Annotated in this window: 15 protein-coding genes; 12 read left to right on the forward strand and 3 right to left on the reverse strand. The window is 69.6% G+C overall.

What is annotated here, in order from left to right; genetic code table 11:
- The first annotated feature begins 52 nt into the window (after positions 1-52).
- The 10 genes from IAI58_RS20270 to IAI58_RS20315 all read left to right on the forward strand — a co-directional run bounded on the left by IAI58_RS20270 (position 53) and on the right by IAI58_RS20315 (position 10310).
- Positions 53-2509 (forward strand): zinc-dependent metalloprotease, encoded by a 2457-nt coding sequence (locus IAI58_RS20270; RefSeq protein ID WP_207446308.1) that lies wholly within the window; start codon positions 53-55, stop codon positions 2507-2509.
- A gap of 244 nt (positions 2510-2753) precedes the next feature.
- Positions 2754-3632 carry a polysaccharide deacetylase family protein gene (locus tag IAI58_RS20275; RefSeq protein ID WP_237182968.1) on the forward strand — a complete coding sequence of 293 codons (879 nt, stop codon included), beginning with the start codon at positions 2754-2756 and terminating at the stop codon, positions 3630-3632.
- Positions 3629-4525, forward strand: a complete 897-nt coding sequence (locus IAI58_RS20280) for a branched-chain amino acid ABC transporter permease (protein WP_207446311.1) — start codon at positions 3629-3631, stop codon at positions 4523-4525. Before IAI58_RS20275 ends, IAI58_RS20280 begins: the two co-directional genes overlap by 4 nt.
- 3 nt (positions 4526-4528) lie before the next feature.
- On the forward strand, positions 4529-5368 hold the full coding sequence (locus tag IAI58_RS20285) for a branched-chain amino acid ABC transporter permease (protein WP_207446313.1): 840 nt from the start codon (positions 4529-4531) through the stop codon (positions 5366-5368).
- The gene (locus tag IAI58_RS20290; RefSeq protein ID WP_237182330.1) at positions 5365-6144 is read left to right on the forward strand and encodes an ABC transporter ATP-binding protein; all 780 of its coding nucleotides are present in this window, start codon (positions 5365-5367) and stop codon (positions 6142-6144) included. Before IAI58_RS20285 ends, IAI58_RS20290 begins: the two co-directional genes overlap by 4 nt.
- Positions 6134-6844 carry an ABC transporter ATP-binding protein gene (locus IAI58_RS20295; RefSeq protein ID WP_207446315.1) on the forward strand — a complete coding sequence of 237 codons (711 nt, stop codon included), beginning with the start codon at positions 6134-6136 and terminating at the stop codon, positions 6842-6844. Before IAI58_RS20290 ends, IAI58_RS20295 begins: the two co-directional genes overlap by 11 nt.
- A 26-nt stretch (positions 6845-6870) precedes the next feature.
- On the forward strand, positions 6871-8067 hold the full coding sequence (locus IAI58_RS20300) for an ABC transporter substrate-binding protein (RefSeq protein ID WP_207446317.1): 1197 nt from the start codon (positions 6871-6873) through the stop codon (positions 8065-8067).
- A gap of 5 nt (positions 8068-8072) precedes the next feature.
- A complete protein-coding gene (locus IAI58_RS20305; RefSeq protein WP_207446318.1) occupies positions 8073-8867 on the forward strand; it encodes an SDR family NAD(P)-dependent oxidoreductase in 795 nt (264 codons plus the stop codon).
- 27 nt (positions 8868-8894) lie between these two features.
- Positions 8895-9806 (forward strand): MBL fold metallo-hydrolase, encoded by a 912-nt coding sequence (locus tag IAI58_RS20310; protein ID WP_207446319.1) that lies wholly within the window; start codon positions 8895-8897, stop codon positions 9804-9806.
- Positions 9807-9866: 60 nt separating this feature from the next.
- Positions 9867-10310 (forward strand): SRPBCC family protein, encoded by a 444-nt coding sequence (locus IAI58_RS20315; RefSeq protein WP_207446320.1) that lies wholly within the window; start codon positions 9867-9869, stop codon positions 10308-10310.
- Between the two features lie 9 nt (positions 10311-10319).
- Here IAI58_RS20315 and IAI58_RS20320 read toward each other — a convergent pair whose 3' ends face one another.
- Positions 10320-11237 carry a LysR family transcriptional regulator gene (locus IAI58_RS20320; protein ID WP_207446321.1) on the reverse strand — a complete coding sequence of 306 codons (918 nt, stop codon included), beginning with the start codon at positions 11235-11237 and terminating at the stop codon, positions 10320-10322.
- Between the two features lie 220 nt (positions 11238-11457).
- Here IAI58_RS20320 and IAI58_RS20325 point away from each other — a divergent pair, with 220 nt between their 5' ends.
- Positions 11458-12666 (forward strand): CaiB/BaiF CoA transferase family protein, encoded by a 1209-nt coding sequence (locus IAI58_RS20325; RefSeq protein WP_237182972.1) that lies wholly within the window; start codon positions 11458-11460, stop codon positions 12664-12666.
- Here the strand turns inward: IAI58_RS20325 and IAI58_RS20330 are convergent.
- Together IAI58_RS20330 and IAI58_RS20335 are read right to left on the reverse strand one after the other, a co-directional pair.
- The gene (locus tag IAI58_RS20330) at positions 12663-13430 is read right to left on the reverse strand and encodes an SDR family NAD(P)-dependent oxidoreductase (protein WP_207446322.1); all 768 of its coding nucleotides are present in this window, start codon (positions 13428-13430) and stop codon (positions 12663-12665) included. The two genes, IAI58_RS20325 and IAI58_RS20330, sit on opposite strands and share 4 nt — an antisense overlap.
- An 83-nt stretch (positions 13431-13513) precedes the next feature.
- Positions 13514-15094, reverse strand: a complete 1581-nt coding sequence (locus IAI58_RS20335) for an HWE histidine kinase domain-containing protein (protein ID WP_207446323.1) — start codon at positions 15092-15094, stop codon at positions 13514-13516.
- A gap of 391 nt (positions 15095-15485) precedes the next feature.
- On the opposite strand from IAI58_RS20335, the gene IAI58_RS20340 reads away from it, so the two are divergent.
- On the forward strand, positions 15486-16970 hold the full coding sequence (locus IAI58_RS20340; RefSeq protein WP_207446324.1) for an ABC transporter substrate-binding protein: 1485 nt from the start codon (positions 15486-15488) through the stop codon (positions 16968-16970).
- The last annotated feature ends 80 nt before the right edge of the window (positions 16971-17050 follow it).

A 17050-nucleotide genomic window follows, 5' to 3' on the forward strand; every position in this document is an offset into this window, starting at 1 on the left:
ACGCGGCCACCCCCGTTGACGGCGCGCCCGGGAGGGAAAACTCTAGGGCGCCATGACGAACCGCCTCATTCCCCAGGACCTGCCCGACCGGGCCGCCTCCTCCCCCGCCCCGATGCTGCGGGAGGGCAGCGGCCCTGCCGGCCGCAGCCAACGCCTGGACGGCTTCATCCCCCTGCTCTGGGACGAGGCCGCCGGCCGCCTCTGCATCGAGGTGAACCGGCTGGACGAGGACTTCCTCTATGTCGACCGGCTCTCCCATGGCCTGGGCGACCACCGGCTGGAACGCGGCAACCTCAGCCGCCCGACCGTCGCGCGCTTCGAGCGCCGCGGGCCGCGCCTCTTCCTCGTCGCGCGCAACATGGCCTGGCGCACCTCCTCGCCCGAGCCGGCGCAGCAGCTCTCGGTGCGGCAGGCCTTCCCGGAAGCCGTGCTCTGGTCCTTCGACATCCTCTCCGAGCAGGCCGATGGCGCGCTGCTGGTGGATGGCACTGCCTTCTTCCTGCGCGACGCGCGCGGGCTGGCCGCGCAGCTCACCGGCCTGGGACAGGGCACCTACACGCTCGACCCCTCCCGCTGCGCCATCTCCGGCGAATGGCTGCGCGCCTTCCCGCGCAACAGCCAGGCCGAGGCCATCCTCACCTTCGTCAATCCCGCGGCCAAGCTGCGCCCCTTCTGGAACGGCGACGGGCTGCGCGAGGGGCTGATGTCGGTGGCCGCCGACCCGCGCGCCATCACGCTGCGGCTGCGCCACTGCTTCATCCAGCTGCCGGAGCCGGGCTTCCGCCCCCGCCGCTTCGACCCCCGCTCCTCCTTCTTCAACAGCACCATCTTCCATGACTTCGGCCAGTCGCTGGAGGAGCCGGGCGACGTGCACTACACCATCCGGCACCGGCTGGAGAAGAAGGACCCTACTGCCGCCGTCAGCGAGCCGGTGGAGCCCATCACCTACTACGTGGACCGTGGCGCGCCGGAGCCCATGCGCACGGCCCTGCTGGAAGGCGCGCTCTGGTGGAACAAGGCCTTCGAGGCGGCGGGCTTCCGCGACGCCTTCCGGGTGGAGCTGCTGCCCGAGGACGCGGACCCGCTCGACATCCGCTACAACATGATCACCTGGGTGCCGAGGGCCACGCGCGGCTTCTCCACCGGCACCATGATCTGGGACCCCCGCACGGGCGAGATCATCAAGGGCGAGGTGACGTTGACGGCGCTGCGCGACCGGCACCTCCGCATGATCGCCGAGGCGCTGCTCTCCCCCTACGAGGACGGCACGCCCTGCCCGGAGGTCGAGAAGCTGATGCTCGCCCGGCTGCGCCAGCTCTCGGCGCATGAGGTGGCGCATACGCTGGGCCTCGACCACAACCACATCGCCAGCACGCATGGCCAGGACATGTCGGTCTGCGACTATCCGGCGCCGCTGCTGACGCTGGATGCGGAAGGGCGGGTGGACCTCTCCCGCGCCTATGGCGAGAGCATCGGCCGCTGGGACGAGATCTCCATCACCTGGGGCTATTGCCAGTTCCCGCCCGGCATGACGGAGGCGGAGGAGCAGGCCGCGCTGGACGCGATCCTGGAGAAGGCGGAGCGCGAGGAGGGCCTCTACACCCTCGCGCAGCAGGACGGCATCCCGGAAAGTGGCGTGCATCCCAAGGGCCATCACTGGGATACCGGCGCCGATGCCCCGGATGAACTGCTGCGGCTGCTGAAGATCCGCGAGGCCGCGCTGGCGCGCTTCGGCGAGCGCGCCATCAAGCCCGGACGGCCGATGGCGCTGCTGGCCGATGTGCTGGTGCCGCTCTACATGCTGCACCGCTACCAGACCGAGGCGGCGGTGAAGCTGCTCGGCGGGCTGGAATTCCGCTACGCGCTGCGGGGCGACGGGCAGCTCGTCACCAAGCTGGTGCCGGGCGAGGACCAGCGGCGCGCGCTGCGGGCGGTGCTGGCGACGCTCTCCCCCAGCGTGCTGACGCTGCGCGAGGAGCTGCTGCTGCTGCTGCCGCCGCGCCCGCCGGAATGGTACCCGACGCGCGACACCTTCCGCGCCCATACCGGCCTGACCTTCGACCCGCTCGGCGCCGCCGAGGCCGCGGCCACGCATACGCTGAGCTTCCTGTTCCATCCGCACCGCGCCGCGCGCATCGCCGAGCACCACCAGCGCGATGCCAGCCTGCCGGACCTGCATGAGGTGCTGCGCGCGGCGCTGGAGGCGACCTGGCATGCTCCGGCGGAACAAGGCCTGGCCCAGGCGGTGAAGCTGCGGGTGGAGCATGTGGTGCTGCGCCACCTGCTGGCCCTGGCGGCGGCCGAGGAGGCCTCGCCCCTGGTGCAGGCCATCGCGCGCGATGTTATCGGCGAGCTGCGCGCTTGGCTGGCCGGGGCGGAACCGGCGGCGGATTCGCCGGCCCGCGCCCATCGCGCGGCGGCGCTGGCCATGATCGAGGCCTTCGCCCGCGCGCCGGAGGAGTTCCGGCGGCCCGGCACGCTGCCGCCCCCGCCGGGCATGCCGATCTGACCGGCTGACGCGGCATCCGGCCGGGTGGGAACACCCGGCCGCGACGGCCAGGAATTGTACACAATAGAAGCAGGGAAGCCCCTGCGGCGCCCGGAAAGATCGCAAACGCTCCTGTGATCATTCCGGGTTTTTTCCATTCCGGCCGATTTTTCTGCTGAACCCCCGGCGTGAACTGTACACAATAGTCCACCGAAGCAGCTTTGGGGGGCTCTCCCGGGTGCAGTACGATTTTGTGCCGATGCCGATGCGCAAGCCGCTCAAATGGCCCAACGGCGCGCGCGTCGCCTTGATGCTGACGACGAATTTCGAATACTGGGACCGCACGAAGGACACCGACAAGCCCTTCTATCCCGGCGGCCCCTCCATCATCACGGACATGCTGCCGGGCAATGTCTATGACAACCCGAACTGGACCTGGCGCGAATACGGCCAGCGCGTCGGCGTCTGGCGGATGTTCGAGTGCTTCGAGCAGGCCGGGGTGCCCACCAGTTGCACCATGAACGCCAAGATGGGCCTGGAGCGGCGCGAGGTGGTCCAGCATGCCATCGACCGGGGCTGGGAGTTGGTGGCGCATAACTACGTGCAGACCGACCTGCTCTCCAACTACCAGTTCGACATCGAGGGCGAGCGCCACGTCATCCGCGAGACGCTGCGGGTCTATGAGGAGGTCGTGGGCCGGAAGGCGCGGGGCTGGCTCTCCTGCTCGCTCCGCAGCACGCTGAACACGGCGGATATCCTGGCGGAGGAAGGGCTTTCCTTCATCACGGACCTGCTGAACGACGACCAGCCCTACCTGATCCGCACTGAATGCGGGAAGCCGATGGTCTCCATCCCCTATACTTCGGAGGTCAACGACTTCACCGTCTTCCTGCGCCAGGGCAAGGATGTCGACGGCGCCTTCCGCGTCTTCAAGGAACAGTTCGACGAGCTGTACCGGGAGGGCGCGACCAGCGGCCGGCTGATGAATATCGGCCTGCACCCGCATGTCATCGGCCAGCCCTTCCGCATCCGCGCGCTGCGAGACTTCATCGCCTATGCCAAGGGATTTCCCGATGTCTGGTGGGCGACGCGGGAGGAGATCGCGGACTGGTACCTGGAGAATCACGCCGGGCATATCGGATGATCCTTCTCCAGCAGGTCATCAACGGGCTGATGCTGGGTGGCCTCTACGCGCTGGTCGCCGTCAGCTTCACCTTCGTCATCGGCATGCTCAACTTCCTCAATTTCAGCATCCCCGGCATCTTCATGCTCGGCGGCATGCTGAGCTGGGCGCTGATGGTGCAATACGGCCTGCCCTGGTACGCGGCGGTACCGCTCGCGCTGCTGGCCGGCATCCTCGCCTCGCTGCTGGTCGAGCGATTCACCTACCGCTACATGCGGACGCGCTTCGGCGACGCCACGGAACACGCGATCCCGCTGGTCAGCTCGATCGGCTTCCTGATCCTGTTCCAGGGCCTGGTGCAGATCCGCTGGGGCGCGGAGCTGCACAGCTTCCCCTCTCCCTGGCAGGATACCAGCCTGCGGATCGGCGGGCTGCTGGTCAGCGTGCCGCAGCTCGTCTCGCTGGCGCTGGCGCTCACCCTGGTCTTCGGCCTGACCGTGCTGCTGCGCGCCACCTCGCTCGGCCGCTCCCTGCGCGCGGTCGCCGAAAGCCCGGATACGGCACAGCTCCTGGGCATCGACCTGCCGCGGCTCATCCCGGCGGTCTTCGTGGTGGCGGGGCTGCTCTCGGCCCTGGCCGGCGTGCTCTTCGCGCTGAACTACCTGCAGGTCTCGCCAGTGATGGGGGATGAGATCGCCTCCTTCGCCATGGCCGCCATGGTGGTGGGCGGGCTCGGCAATGTCTGGGGCGCGATCGCCGGCGGGCTGCTGCTGGGGCTGCTGGAGGTGATGACGATCCATCTTTTCGGCGCCAAGGTCATCAAGCTCGTGGTCTGGGGCGCGCTGCTGCTGCTGCTCCTGGTGCGGCCGCAGGGGATCTTCGGCAAGCTGTCCGTCGGCAAGGGGAAATTCTGAACGATGAGCGGATATCTCGCCGGCATCCTGGCCGTCTTTTCCATCAACCTGCTGCTGGCCTATGCGGTCTTTCTGCCGGCGGCGGCGGGGATGCTGAACCTGGGCGCGGCCGGCTTCATGGCCATCGGCGCCTATGCCTCCGCCTATCTGGACGTGGAATACGGCCTGCCGCTGCCGCTCTGCCTGCTGGCCGGCACCGCCGCCAGCACCATCATGGGCTGCCTGATCGCCTTTCCCATCCTGCGGACACGGGGCGTCTACATGGTGCTGGCGACGCTCGCCTTCGGCGAGATCGTGGCCGGCGCGCTGATCAACATGGAGGCCGTGGGCGGCGCCGCCGGCTATCCCGTCACCAGCTTCATCGACATGCCCGCCATCCTGGCGCTGGCCGCCTGCGGCGTGCTGCTGGTGGTCTATATCCTCTCCACCCGCTTCGGCCTCGCCATGCGCTCCATCCATGATGACGAGCAGGCGACGGCGCTCTTCGGCATCCATGTGCGGCGGGTGAAGGTCATGGCCTTCACCATCGGCGCCGGCTTCGCCGGGCTGGCGGGCGCGCTCTACGGCCATCACTACAACTATATCGAGGTGGCCAACTTCAACCTGATGCTCAGCACCTACACGCTTCTCTACGTGCTGATCGGCGGCACGCAGACGGCCTTCGGGCCGCTGGTGGGCGCGGCCATCTTCTCCCTGCTGCCGGAGCTGCTGCGCGGCAGCGAGCACTGGCGCTTCGTGATCTTCGCCGTGCTCATCATCGCCGTCATGGCGCTGCGGCCGGAAGGCGTGATCACCCGCCACGGGCTGGCGCGGCTCGCGGGGCGCGGGAAGGCGGCGGGATGAGAGGGTTGCCGGACCTGCTGACGCTGGACGGCGTCTCGAAATCCTTCGGCGGCCTCAAGGTCATCCAGGATTTCAGCCTCTCCGTGCCGCCCGGCGCGCGCATCGGGCTGATCGGGCCGAACGGCGCGGGCAAGACCACGGTCTTCAACCTGATCACCGGGGTCTATCCCGTCACCACCGGCCGCATCCTGATGGGGGGCGAGGATATCACGGCGCTGCCGGACTGGCGCCGCGCGCGCCACGGCATGGCGCGAAGCTTCCAGAACATCCGGCTGATGCCGCATCTCTCGGCGGTGGAGAACATCATGCTGGGCCAGCACCTGCGCGCCCGGCGCTGGTGGGACCAGCTCTCTCCGCTCGGGCTGATGCCGCGCAACCGCTGGAAGCGCGACGCCCTGGCGGCGCTGCAGGCCGCCGGCCTGTCCCGCTACGCCGATGCGCTGGTCTACAACCTGCCCTACGGCGTGCAGAAGCGGCTGGAGCTGGTGCGCGCCGCCGTGGCAGGCGCCAGGCTGCTGATGCTGGACGAGCCCGCCGCCGGGCTGAACCCGACGGAGCGCGAGGAACTGCTGGCGCATATCGAGGGCCTGACCTCCGGCGGTACGGCGCTGCTGGTGGTGGAGCATGACATGGGCTTCGTCCGCCGCCTCTGCGAACACGTGGTGGTGCTGAATTTCGGCCAGAAGATCGCCGAGGGCCGGCCGGAGGAAGTGCAGCGCGACCCGCAGGTGCTTGAAGCCTATCTCGGCACGGGGACATCCGCCCATGCTGCTTGAGGTCCGGGACCTGGATGTCCGATACGGCCGCACCCATGCGGTGGCCGCCGCCTCCCTGGCCGTGGCGGAGGGCGAGGTCGTCGCCGTGCTCGGTGCCAATGGCGCCGGCAAATCCTCCCTGCTGAAGGCCATCCTGGGCACGGTGACGCCGGCGGGCGGCGGCATCCGCTTCGATGGCGCGGATATCACCACGGCGCCCGTGCCCCGGCGCATCCGCGACGGGCTGGTGCTGGTGCCGGAGGGGCGGCGCATCCTGGTCTCCATGACGATCCAGGAGAACCTGCTGCTGGGCGCCGGGCTGCGGCGGGACCGCGCCACCATCCCGCGCGAGATCGACGCCATCTACGACCGCTTCCCCAACCTCGCGGCGCGGCGGGACATGCCGGCGGCGGTGCTCTCGGGCGGCGAGCAGCAGATGCTGGCCATCGGCCGCGCCATGCTGGCCCGCCCCCGGCTGATGATGCTGGACGAGCCCTCCCTCGGCCTCAGCCCGCTGCTGGTGGACCGCGTCTTCGCGCTGCTGCGGGAGCTGAACGCGGATGGCATGTCGCTGCTGCTGGTCGAGCAGAATACCCGCAAGACGCTGGAGCTGGCCTCCCGCGGCTATGTGCTGGAACTCGGGCGGATCGTGATGGCGGACAGCGCCACCTCGCTGCTGGCCGATGAGGGACTGCAACGCGCCTATCTCGGCGCCGGCTGAAACCGCTGGGCGAAGGAGCCTCTGCCATGGCGATTGATCGACGGACACTGATGGCGGCCACGGCGGCGGCACTGGCCGCGCCCGCGCTGCGGAACCCCGCACTGGCGGCGGCGGATGAGCTGGTGGTCGGCTTCTCCTATGTCGGCACTGGCCCGCTGCAATCCCTGCTGATCACGAACAAGGTGCCGGTGGAGATGGCGCTCGCGGACATCAACGGCGCGGGCGGGGTGAACGGCAAGAAGCTGCGCGTCTCCATCTTCGACACGGCGGGCGACCCCCGCCAGGCCCAGGTCGCGGCGCGGCGCTTCGCGGAGGATGAGGGCGCGCTCTGCATCCTCGGCCCGGCATCCTCGGGCGAGTGCCGCGTGGCCTTCCCGGCGGGCGAGCGGCTCGGCATCGTCCAGTGCAGCCACTCGGCCACCGCGCCGGGCATCACGGACAAGATGAGCTTCGCCTTCCGCAATACCTCGGACGAGCTGACGCAGTTCCGGCGCCTGCTGAAGGTGATGAAGGCCAAGGGGATGCCGGTGGCCAGCGCCTCCATCCTCTATGCCACCGACGAGTTCATCTCCAAGACGCTGGGCGAGACCATCTATCCCCAGGCCTTCAAGGATGCGGGCATTCCCGTCGCGCGGGCGGTGGGCTTCCCGATGCAGGCCTTCGACGTCTCCGCCCAGGTCGCCGAGATCGTCCGCAACCCGACCGATATCGTCGCGCTCGGCGGCACCATCGAGCCGGCGGTGAAGGTGCTGAAGGAGCTGCGCCGCCAGGGCTACAAGGGCCGCATGATCGGCAGCGGCGTGATGTCCGATCCGACGCTGCCGGAGAAGGTGGGCGCGGATGGCGAGGGCACGCTCTATCCCAGCTTCTTCTACAGCGGGCTGAACGACCGGACGAAAGCCTTCACCGAGCGCTTCGCGGCCGGCGCGAAGCAGGCCGGCTACACGCGCACCAGCCCGCACCACACCGATGCCGCGGCCTACGACATCCTGCAGATCTACGCCGAGGCCATGCGCCGCGCCCGGGTGACGGGCGAGCCCGGCAGGCGGGCGGCCGAGCGCATCGCCATCCGCGACCAGATGAAGGACATGGAAGGCTGGGGCTGGGAAGGCGTCCTGGGCAGGAGCTGGTTCTATCCCGACGGCGCGGCCCGGCTGCCCGCCCATGTCATCGAGGTGCGGGACGGCAGGCTGCAGCTTCTTGATTCGCTGTACGAGGGTTGAGGGTGATGGACCTGACACGCCTGGGCCCGGAGCCCGGAACCCGCTGCCTCGTGCTGGGCGGCTGCGGCGGCATCGGCCGCGCCTATGTGCGCGGGCTGCTGGCGGCGGAATGCCGCGTCGCCGTACTGGACCTGCCGGCCTCCATGGCGGAGCGCCCGCCGGAGGCCGGGGTCGAGGCCGTGCCGGTGGATGCGACGGATGAGGCGGCGGTGACGCGCGCCATCCAGCGGCTGGGCGATGCCTGGGGCGGGCTGGATGTCTTCGCCTTCCTGACGGGCATGAACACGAAGCTGAAGCCGCTGGCGGAGATGGACACGGCCGATATCCGCACGGTGCTGGAGATCAATCTCGTCTCTGCCTTCACCACCACGCGGGCGGCGCTGCCCTATCTCCAAGGGTCGCCGGCGGCCTCGGCGGTCTATGTCTCCTCCGGCCTGCATGCCTTCGTGGAGCCGGGCTTCTCGGCCTATAGCGCCTCCAAGGGCGGGCTGGTCTCGCTGATGAAGGTGGTGGCGAAGGAGGGCGCGCCGGGCCTGCGCGCCAATGCCGTGGCCCCCGGCGCGGTGGAGACCGCCTTCCTGACCGGCGGCCTCGGCCATGGCGGCAAGGAAGGCGAGCCCGGCGCCTTCATGAAGCAGTTCGGCGAGGCCCATGCCGAGAAGGTGCTCTCCTCCATCCCGCTGCGCCGCATCGCGCAGCCGGAGGATGTGGCGGCGCCGATGCTGTTCCTCAGCGGCCCCGCCTCCCAGTACCTGACGGGGCAGGTGATCTACGTGAATGGCGGCCGCTTCGCGCCCTAGCGGCCGGAGCGTGAGGGAGAGGTCTCCATGCGGTTCATGATCGGCGATGCGCGGGTCGATGTCGTCCCGGATATCGAATGCTTCCCCCTGCCGGCGCGGCGCCTGCTTCCCGCCGCCGACCTCGCCGCCCTGGCGGAGCACCGGGCGCTGCTGGAGCCGGACCATGTGGATTTCGGGCGGGAGACCATCCTGCTCGGCGTCCAGGCGCTGCTGCTGCGGCTGCCGGACCTCACGGTGCTGATCGATACCTGCGTGGGCGAGGACAAGCCCCGCGCCGCCCGCCCGGAATGGCACCAGCGCCGCGCCAGCGGCTTCCTGGAGCGGCTGCGGGCGCTGGATGTGGCGCCGGAAGATGTGGATGTGGTCTTCTGCACCCATCTGCATGCCGACCATGTCGGCTGGAACACCCGGCTGCTGGACGGCCGCTGGGTGCCGACCTTCCCCCGCGCGCGCTATGTGGTGGGCGAGCGGGAGCTGGCGCAGTGGCAGGCGCGCGCCGCCGCCGACCCTTCCGGCAACCACGGCAGCTTCGCCGACAGCGTGCAGCCGCTGCTGGAGGCCGGGCAGGTCGTCACGGCGCGGGAGGGCGAGGAGATCGCCCCGGGCGCCGTCCTCACCGCCCTGCCTGGCCATACCGAGGGGCAGATGGGGCTGCGGGTGACGCGGCAGGGCGCGCGGGCGATCTTCTGCGGCGACGCGATCCATAGCCCCGTGCAGATCCTGCGCCCGGAGTGGTCGAGCAGCTTCTGCGCGGATGGCGAGACCGCCGCCACCACCCGCCGCCGCCTGCTGGAATGCGCGGCGGAGGAGGATACCCTTCTGGTGCCCGCGCATTTCCGCCACTGCGGCTGCACCCGGATAAGGCGGCGGGGCGATGCCTTCCTGCCGGTCTTCGGTGACGGGGAGGATGGCGGCCGGCGGTCGTCCTCGCAGTCGTGATGCGGCGCTGCGTCCCGTGCTGCCTCACCATGGGTCCCGCGAAGGCCCAGGAGGAAACACATGGCCCGAATCTATGTGAGCGACGTGATCGAGGCGCCGGTCGAGCAGGTCTGGAGCCTCATCCGCGACTTCAACGGCATGCCGAGGTGGCACCCCGCCGTCGCCGACAGCGAGATTGAGGGCGGCCTGCCGAGCGACGCGGTGGGATGCGTGCGCTCCTTCCACTTCGTCGATGGCGCGCATCTGCGCGAGAAGCTGCTGAAACTGTCCGACCGCGAGCATGAATGCGTCTACTGCATCCTGGACAGCCCGCTGCCCATCACCGGCTATGTCGCCGGCTACCGCCTGCTGCCGGTCACGGAGACCGACCGCACCTTCATCGACTGGTGGGCGGAATACGAGATCGACCCGAAGGATCACGAGCGCGTCCTGGACATCGTGAGGAACGGCGTCTTCCGCCGCGGCTTCCAGGCCATCAACGAATACTTCCGGAACAAGGCCTGACCGGATGGGCTAGGCCGCCGCCGCCCTGTCGCCGCGCAGCAGTTCCGTCAGGAAATCGACGAAGAGCCGGACCTTGGCCGACATGTGCCGGTTCTTCTGATAGACGGCGTAGACGCCGTAGTCGAAGGTGCCGTAGCTGACCCGGAACTGCGTCAGCAGCGGCACCAGCGCGCCGGAGGCCAGATCCTCCGAGATGGACCAGTCCGGCATCATGATGACGCCCAGCCCCGCCAGCGCCATGGAGCGCAGCGACGGCCCGCTGTCGCTCTGGTAGGAGCCCTCCACCGGCACCTCGGTCACGGCGCCCTGCGGGTCCATGAAGCGCCAGGTCGTGCTGCCGTCGTTCAGCCGGTAGGTCAGGCAGTTATGCGCCACCAGCTCACCCGGCGCCGTGATGGGCCCGGCCCGCCGCAGATAGGCCGGGGAGGCGCAGAGCACGCGCTCCCCATGCAGCAGCTTCCGCGCGATCAGGGCGGAATCCTCCATCCGGCCGATACGGATATCGACGTCCACGTTATGCTCGACGATATCGACCGCCGCGTTGGACATCGTGAAGTCGACCTTGATATCCGGGTATCGTGTCAGGAATTCCGGCATCGCCGGGATGATCCTCTGCACGCCGATCAATTGCCGCGAATGCACCCGCAGGACCCCGCGCGGGGAGCGTTGCAGCTGGGAGATGGTGCTGCTCGCCTCCTCCAGCTGGCTGAGGATGCGCTCGGCGTAACGATAGTAGATCATGCCGGCCTCGGTCAGGCTGAGCTTGCGGCTGCTCCGGTTCAGCAGCCGGCTGCCGACCTCATCCTCCAGGGCATTGATGTAGCGGGAGATGGAGGCCGGGGAGAGGCCGATCTGCCGGCCGGCGGATGACAGGCTGCCGGCCTGGACCACCAGCACGAAGCTGCGCAAGGCCTTCAGGTTTTCCATCTTTTCGCCCCATCATTCCGTTTTCTGCAATCCTGACTCCTTTGCACCCATGGCTCAATCCGGCGCCCCGGCCGGCCCGACCTTGCAAAAGATGAAAAGGCGCTCCTTGCCCGGCAGAGCTTCATGGCCCCGGCCACGGGGTCTAACCTCGGCGCCGGCCAGCCAGGGCGGACGGGCCGGCCACCGACCACGGATACGAGGAAACGGACCATTGGAGAGCGTGCTCAGCGGCATCCGCGTGCTGGATTTCTCCCGCATCTTCGCGGGACCGGCGGCGACGCAGATCCTCGGCGACCTCGGGGCGGATATCATCAAGGTCGAGGAGCCCGGCCATGGCGATGATGCCCGCACCTTCGGCGTGACGCCGGAGGCGATGCGCGACTTCGGCGCCAGCCCCTCCTTCCTGGCGCTGAACCGCAACAAGCGCAGCATCGTGCTGAACCTGCGGCAGGACGCCGCGCGGCAGGCGGCGGCCGCCATGGCCGCGCGATGCGACGTCCTCATCCATAACTTCCGCCCCGGCGGCATGGAGAAGTTCGGCCTGGGATACGAGGCGCTCGCCGCCACCAATCCGCGCCTGGTCTATTGCGAATTCTCCGCCTATGGCGACCGGGGGCCCCTCTCCCACCTCGGCGCCAATGACGTGGCGCTGCAGGCGCATAGCGGGCTGATGAGCATCACCGGCGAGGCCGACCGGCCACCCGTGCGCTCCGGCACCGCCGTCATCGACCTGCATGCCAGCATGGGGCTGGTCTCCGCCATCCTGGCGGCGCTGCTGCACCGGGAGCGGACGGGCAAGGGCCAGCGCGTCGAGACCTCGCTGCTCCGCAGCGGCGCGCATCTGATGAACTACTTCTACACCGAATACTGGCTCGACGGCACGGTGCGCGGCCGCATGGGCACGGCCAACCACCTGAGCGTGCCGAACCAGGCCTTCCCGGCCACGGATGGCAGCGTCATCATCATTGCCCCAGCCGACGACATGTGGCGCCGCCTGACCGTGGCGCTGGATGCGCCGCATCTGGACCGCGAGGAATTCCGCACCGCCTTCGACCGCCGCCGCAACCGCGAGGCGCTGATCGCGGAGCTGACCGCCGTCACCAGCCGGATGAGCTGCGCCGAGCTGGTGCGGCGCCTGGGCGCGGCCAAGGTCAATGTCTCCAAGGTCAATGACGTGGCCGAGGCCGCCGACGATCCGCAGCTGGCGGCCATCGGCGCGGTCGTCGAGCAGCGGATGGGCGAGCGGGTGCTGAAATCCGTCGCCGCCCCCTTCGCCATGAGCGGAACGCCGACCCAGGCGACGCGCGCCCCGCCCCGCCACGGCGAGCATACCGACGAGATCCTGCGCGAATTCGGCTTCGACGCCGCGCGGATCGAGGCGCTGCGGGCGGAGGGCGCGCTGGGGGAGACGGCGGCCGCCGCCGGCTAGACGGGCGGCAGCCCGACGCGCTGGCGCAGGACAGCGTCGCGGACGGTCAGCTCCTCGCCCGCCAGATCGCGCGCCTCCTCGCCGCAGAGCCAGGCGATGGCGCGCGCCGGCTCCTCCGGCGGCGCCAGCTGGGACCGGTCCAGGCGGCTGATCTCATTGATGCCGGAGGCGCGGATCGCCACCTGCATCTCCGTATCCACCACGCCCGGGCGGAAGCCGTAGCAGCGGATGCCGAGTTCCGCGCATTCCAGGTGGATGCTGCGCGTCAGCATCGCCAGCCCCGCCTTGCCCGCGCAATAGGCGCTCCAGCCCTCGTTCGGCCGGGCGGCGGCGCCAGAGCTGACATTGACCACCACGCCGCCGCCCCGCGCCGTCATCGCCGGCAGGGCCGCACGGCAGCCGTTATAGGCGCCGATGAGGTTGATGGTGATGCTGCGCGCCCAGGCGGCGGGGTCGACCTCATCGACGCGGCCGATCGGCTCGATCACCCCGGCATTGTTGACCAGGATATCCAGCCGGCCGAAACGTTCCAGCACCGCCCCGACCGCCGCCTCGACCGAGGCGAAATCCGCGACATCGACGCCCAGCGCCAGCGCCTCCCCGCCTCGTCCGGCGATATCGGCCGCGACCGCCTCGCAGGCCGCCCGGTCCCGGCTGGCGATGCCGACGCGCGCGCCGGCCAGCGCCAGCTGCTCCACCGTGCTCCGGCCGATGCCCCGGCTCCCGCCCAGCACCAGGGCCACCTGTCCCGCCAGCATGCTCATCCCGCCTCTCCCGTCATGGCGCGCCCGGCGGATCGCACGGGGCGCGCGGGACGGTCTAGACGCGGAACCGCCGCACCGGAAGGTCAGGCCGCCGCGACATTGCCCTCATCCTCCAGATTACTCGACAGGCGGGAGAGCGGCACCTCGATCTCGCAGATCAGCCCGGCCGGTTCCCAGTGGTTGGTGATCTGCCCCTGCAACTGTCCCTGCACGATGGAGAGCAGCACGCGGGAGCCGAAGCTGCGCCGCCGCGGCGGGCCCGGCACCCGGGGGCCGTTGGATTCGACCCAGCGCAGACGGAGCAGGGTGCCGGACCCCTGCGGCTCCGGCACGAGCTGCCAGGTGATGGTCACCAAGCCGTTCTGCGCCGAGAGCGCGCCGTGCTTGACCGCATTGGTCGCCAGCTCATGCGCCGCCATGGCCAGGGGCTGCGCCGCGACGGGCGGCAGCACGACCGGCGGCCCGTCCAGCGTGGCGCGCGGTCCGGTCGCGCCGATGCCCTCGACGATGAAGGGCTGGAGTTCCGCCTTCAGCAGGGCATGCAGGCTGGCGCCGCGCCAGCGGTCCTCGGCCAGCAGGGTATGCGCCCGCGCCAGGGCGGTGACGCGCCCCTCCACCGCCTTGACATAGGTTTTCAGGTCGGTCTGGGGCGTCAGCCGCAGGGTGGCCAGGGCGACGGAGAGCGCGTTCTTGGCACGGTGGTCGACCTCGCGCGCCAGCAGGCGCACCCGTGCCTCGCTGGCCTGGATCTCGGCCGTCCGCTCCCGCACGCGCTCCTCCAGGCTGGAGTTGAGCAGATGCAGGTCCCGGGTGCGGCGCCGGGCCATGACCGTCAGCCAGACCAGCGCCAGGGAGGCCATGCCGGCGAAGACGCCATAGATGAAGATGTGGCGATGCCATGTCGCCATCGCCGTATCCCAGGGCACGCCGAAGCTGACCCGCACCGGGAAGGCGCCGATGCGGCGATAAGCCGTCATGCGCTCGATCCCGTCATGGGGCGATACCTCCGTGAAGATCGCGCCCTCCGGCTCCAGGGGATGGCTCTGATCCACCGCGGCCCAGGGCGCCGCCGGAGCAGCCCTTGGGTCCAGCGGCGGGCGGCGCGCCAGGATCACCCCGTCATCCCGCACCAGGGACACCTGGGCTCCGCGGTCGGGCGCCGCATTGTCCCAGTAGTCGATGAAGCTGCTCTGCAGGATGCCGACCGCGACGATGCCGAGGAAGCTTCCATCCTGCCCGGACCGCCGCGCCGTCATGAAGAAGGTTGGCCCGCCCCCGGCGCGGCTGCGGACCGGTCCCGCCACGTAGGGCTGGTTCCCCGGAGTCTCCTGATGCCGGCGGAAATATTCGCGGTCGCCGACATGGACGCCGAGCCTGGGCAGCCCTCCCTCGGAATCGACCAGGGGCATGCCATCCGCATTGAAGACCACGAGGCCGAGCGTCTCGCCCGTGTAGCGCTTCAGGCTGGCCAGGAACATCTGGTGGCTCTCGGATGCGGCCTGGATCTCCTCATCCGAATCGCCCTGCAGCCTTTCATCGATGGCCCCGAGCGCCAGGGTCTGGAACTGGAAAATCTTCTCCGCATGGGCTTCCAGCGTACCGAGCCGCGCCAGGAGGTCCTCCCGCGCGGAGGCAACCGTCCGGGTCCGGTCGTAAAGGATCACCGCGCCAAAGGTCAGTAGCGGAACACAGAAGGATGCAATCAGAAGAGTATCGACCGCCCGCAACCGCCACCATGCCCCACCCCACCTCTTTACTACTGACTGATCAGTATTGCTGCCAGGCATCGCCGCTCCTGTAGAGCGCGAGTTGGGGATTATGAATACCGCGCTTACCCACCTAACGCCCAAGCCAGTATTTGGCTTTAGATGATCGCGTTTCCATGATTTTCAGCGGGCGTCAGCAGGATGCGTCCCGGGCGAGCAGTGCGACGGAGGTGGATATCGCAGGGCGATAGAGGCATTCTCGCAGGCGATGCAGATGATGGGCACCAGCGCCCCGCGACGACTCCGCGGCGGCCCGAGCCGTCCCCATCCATGGAACGGGAGACGAGTCATGCGTCTGGCGGCCCTTGCCCTCATCGCCTCCACCCTGGCCCTGCCGTCCCTGGCGCAGACGCTCCGCGTCGGCATCGGCTCGGACCCCACGGTGCTGGACCCCGCCCAGTCCAGCGCCTTCGTGGAACGCGTGGTCTTCACCGCGCTATGCGACCGCCTGCTGGATGTCGGCCCGGACCTTTCCTTCCGGCCGGAGCTGGCGACGGCCTGGGAATGGCAGGATGGCGGCCGCGTCCTGAAGCTGACGATCCGCGAGAACGGCGTCTTCCACGACGGCACGACGCTGGATGCCGAGGCGGTGAAGATCAACCTGGACCGCTATCGCACCGCGCCGGAATCCCGCCGGAAATCCGAGCTGCGTCCGGTGGAATCCATCGAGGCGCCGGACCCCCGCACGGTGCTCATCCACCTGAAGGAGCCATACGCGCCGCTGCTCTCCGTGCTCTCGGACCGCGCGGGCATGATCATGTCGCCCACCGCCATGGCGCGGCTGCGCGAGAGGATCCGCGACGAGCCCGTCTGTTCCGGCCCCTTCCGCCTCATCCGCCGCGTGGCGCAGGACCGGATCGAGATGGAGCGCGTGCCCGGGCACTGGAACGCCGCCAATATCCATGTGCAGCGGCTGATCATGCTGCCCATCCCCGACAATACCGTGCGGCTGCTGAACCTGCGCGCGGGGCAGCTGGACCTGATCGAGCGGGTGGCGCCGGCGGATGTGGAAACCGCGGAGCGGGACAGGGGCATCCGCGTCGCGGAATCCACCGCCATCGCCTATCAGACCATCTATCTGAACACCGCAGGCGGCAATCTGAAGGACCCCAGGCTGCGCCAGGCGCTGGAGCTGAGCATCGACCGCGAGGTCATCAACCAGGTGGCGCTGGAAGGGCGCTTCATTCCGAACAACCAGCCGGAGGCACCGGGCACGCCCTACCACTTCGGCGACATGGCCCTGCCCGGGCGGGATGTGGGGAAGGCGAAGGCGCTGCTGCGCGAGGCCGGGCAGCCCAACCTCACCGTCAACCTGCTGACGCCCAACAGCCCGGTCGAGAGTCAGGTGGCGCAGATCATCCAGGCCATGGCGGCGGAGGCCGGCATCCAGGTGCGGATCGAGACCATGGAATCCGCCGCCCTGGTGGCGAAGTCCGAGCGCGGCGACTACGACGCCGCCTTCGGCATCTGGTCCGGCCGGCCCGACCCGGATGGGAATATCGCGCTCTGGATCGCCTCGGACGGCTTCCTGAACCGCATGGGCTACAGGAACCCGAAGGTGGACGCGGCCTTCGTCTCGGCCCGCCAGACCACCGAGCCGGCCCGGCGGCGCGCCTTCTACCAGTCCGCCGCCGAGCAGTGGCTGGCGGACCGGCCGATGCTCATCCTGTACCACTACCGCTGGTTCTGGGGCATGCGGGCGGGGCTGGAGGGCTTCGAGCCCTCGCCCGACGGCCTGATCCATTTCACCGGCCTGCGGCTGCCGCCGGGCTGAGGGAACGGGCCGCGGGCACGGGCATCCGGAGGTGGGGATACTGGACATCCGCCAGGCGGCAGTGGCAGAGGCGCGTGAGA

This window comes from Roseomonas marmotae, from assembly GCF_017654485.1.
GTDB lineage: Bacteria > Pseudomonadota > Alphaproteobacteria > Acetobacterales > Acetobacteraceae > Pseudoroseomonas > Pseudoroseomonas marmotae.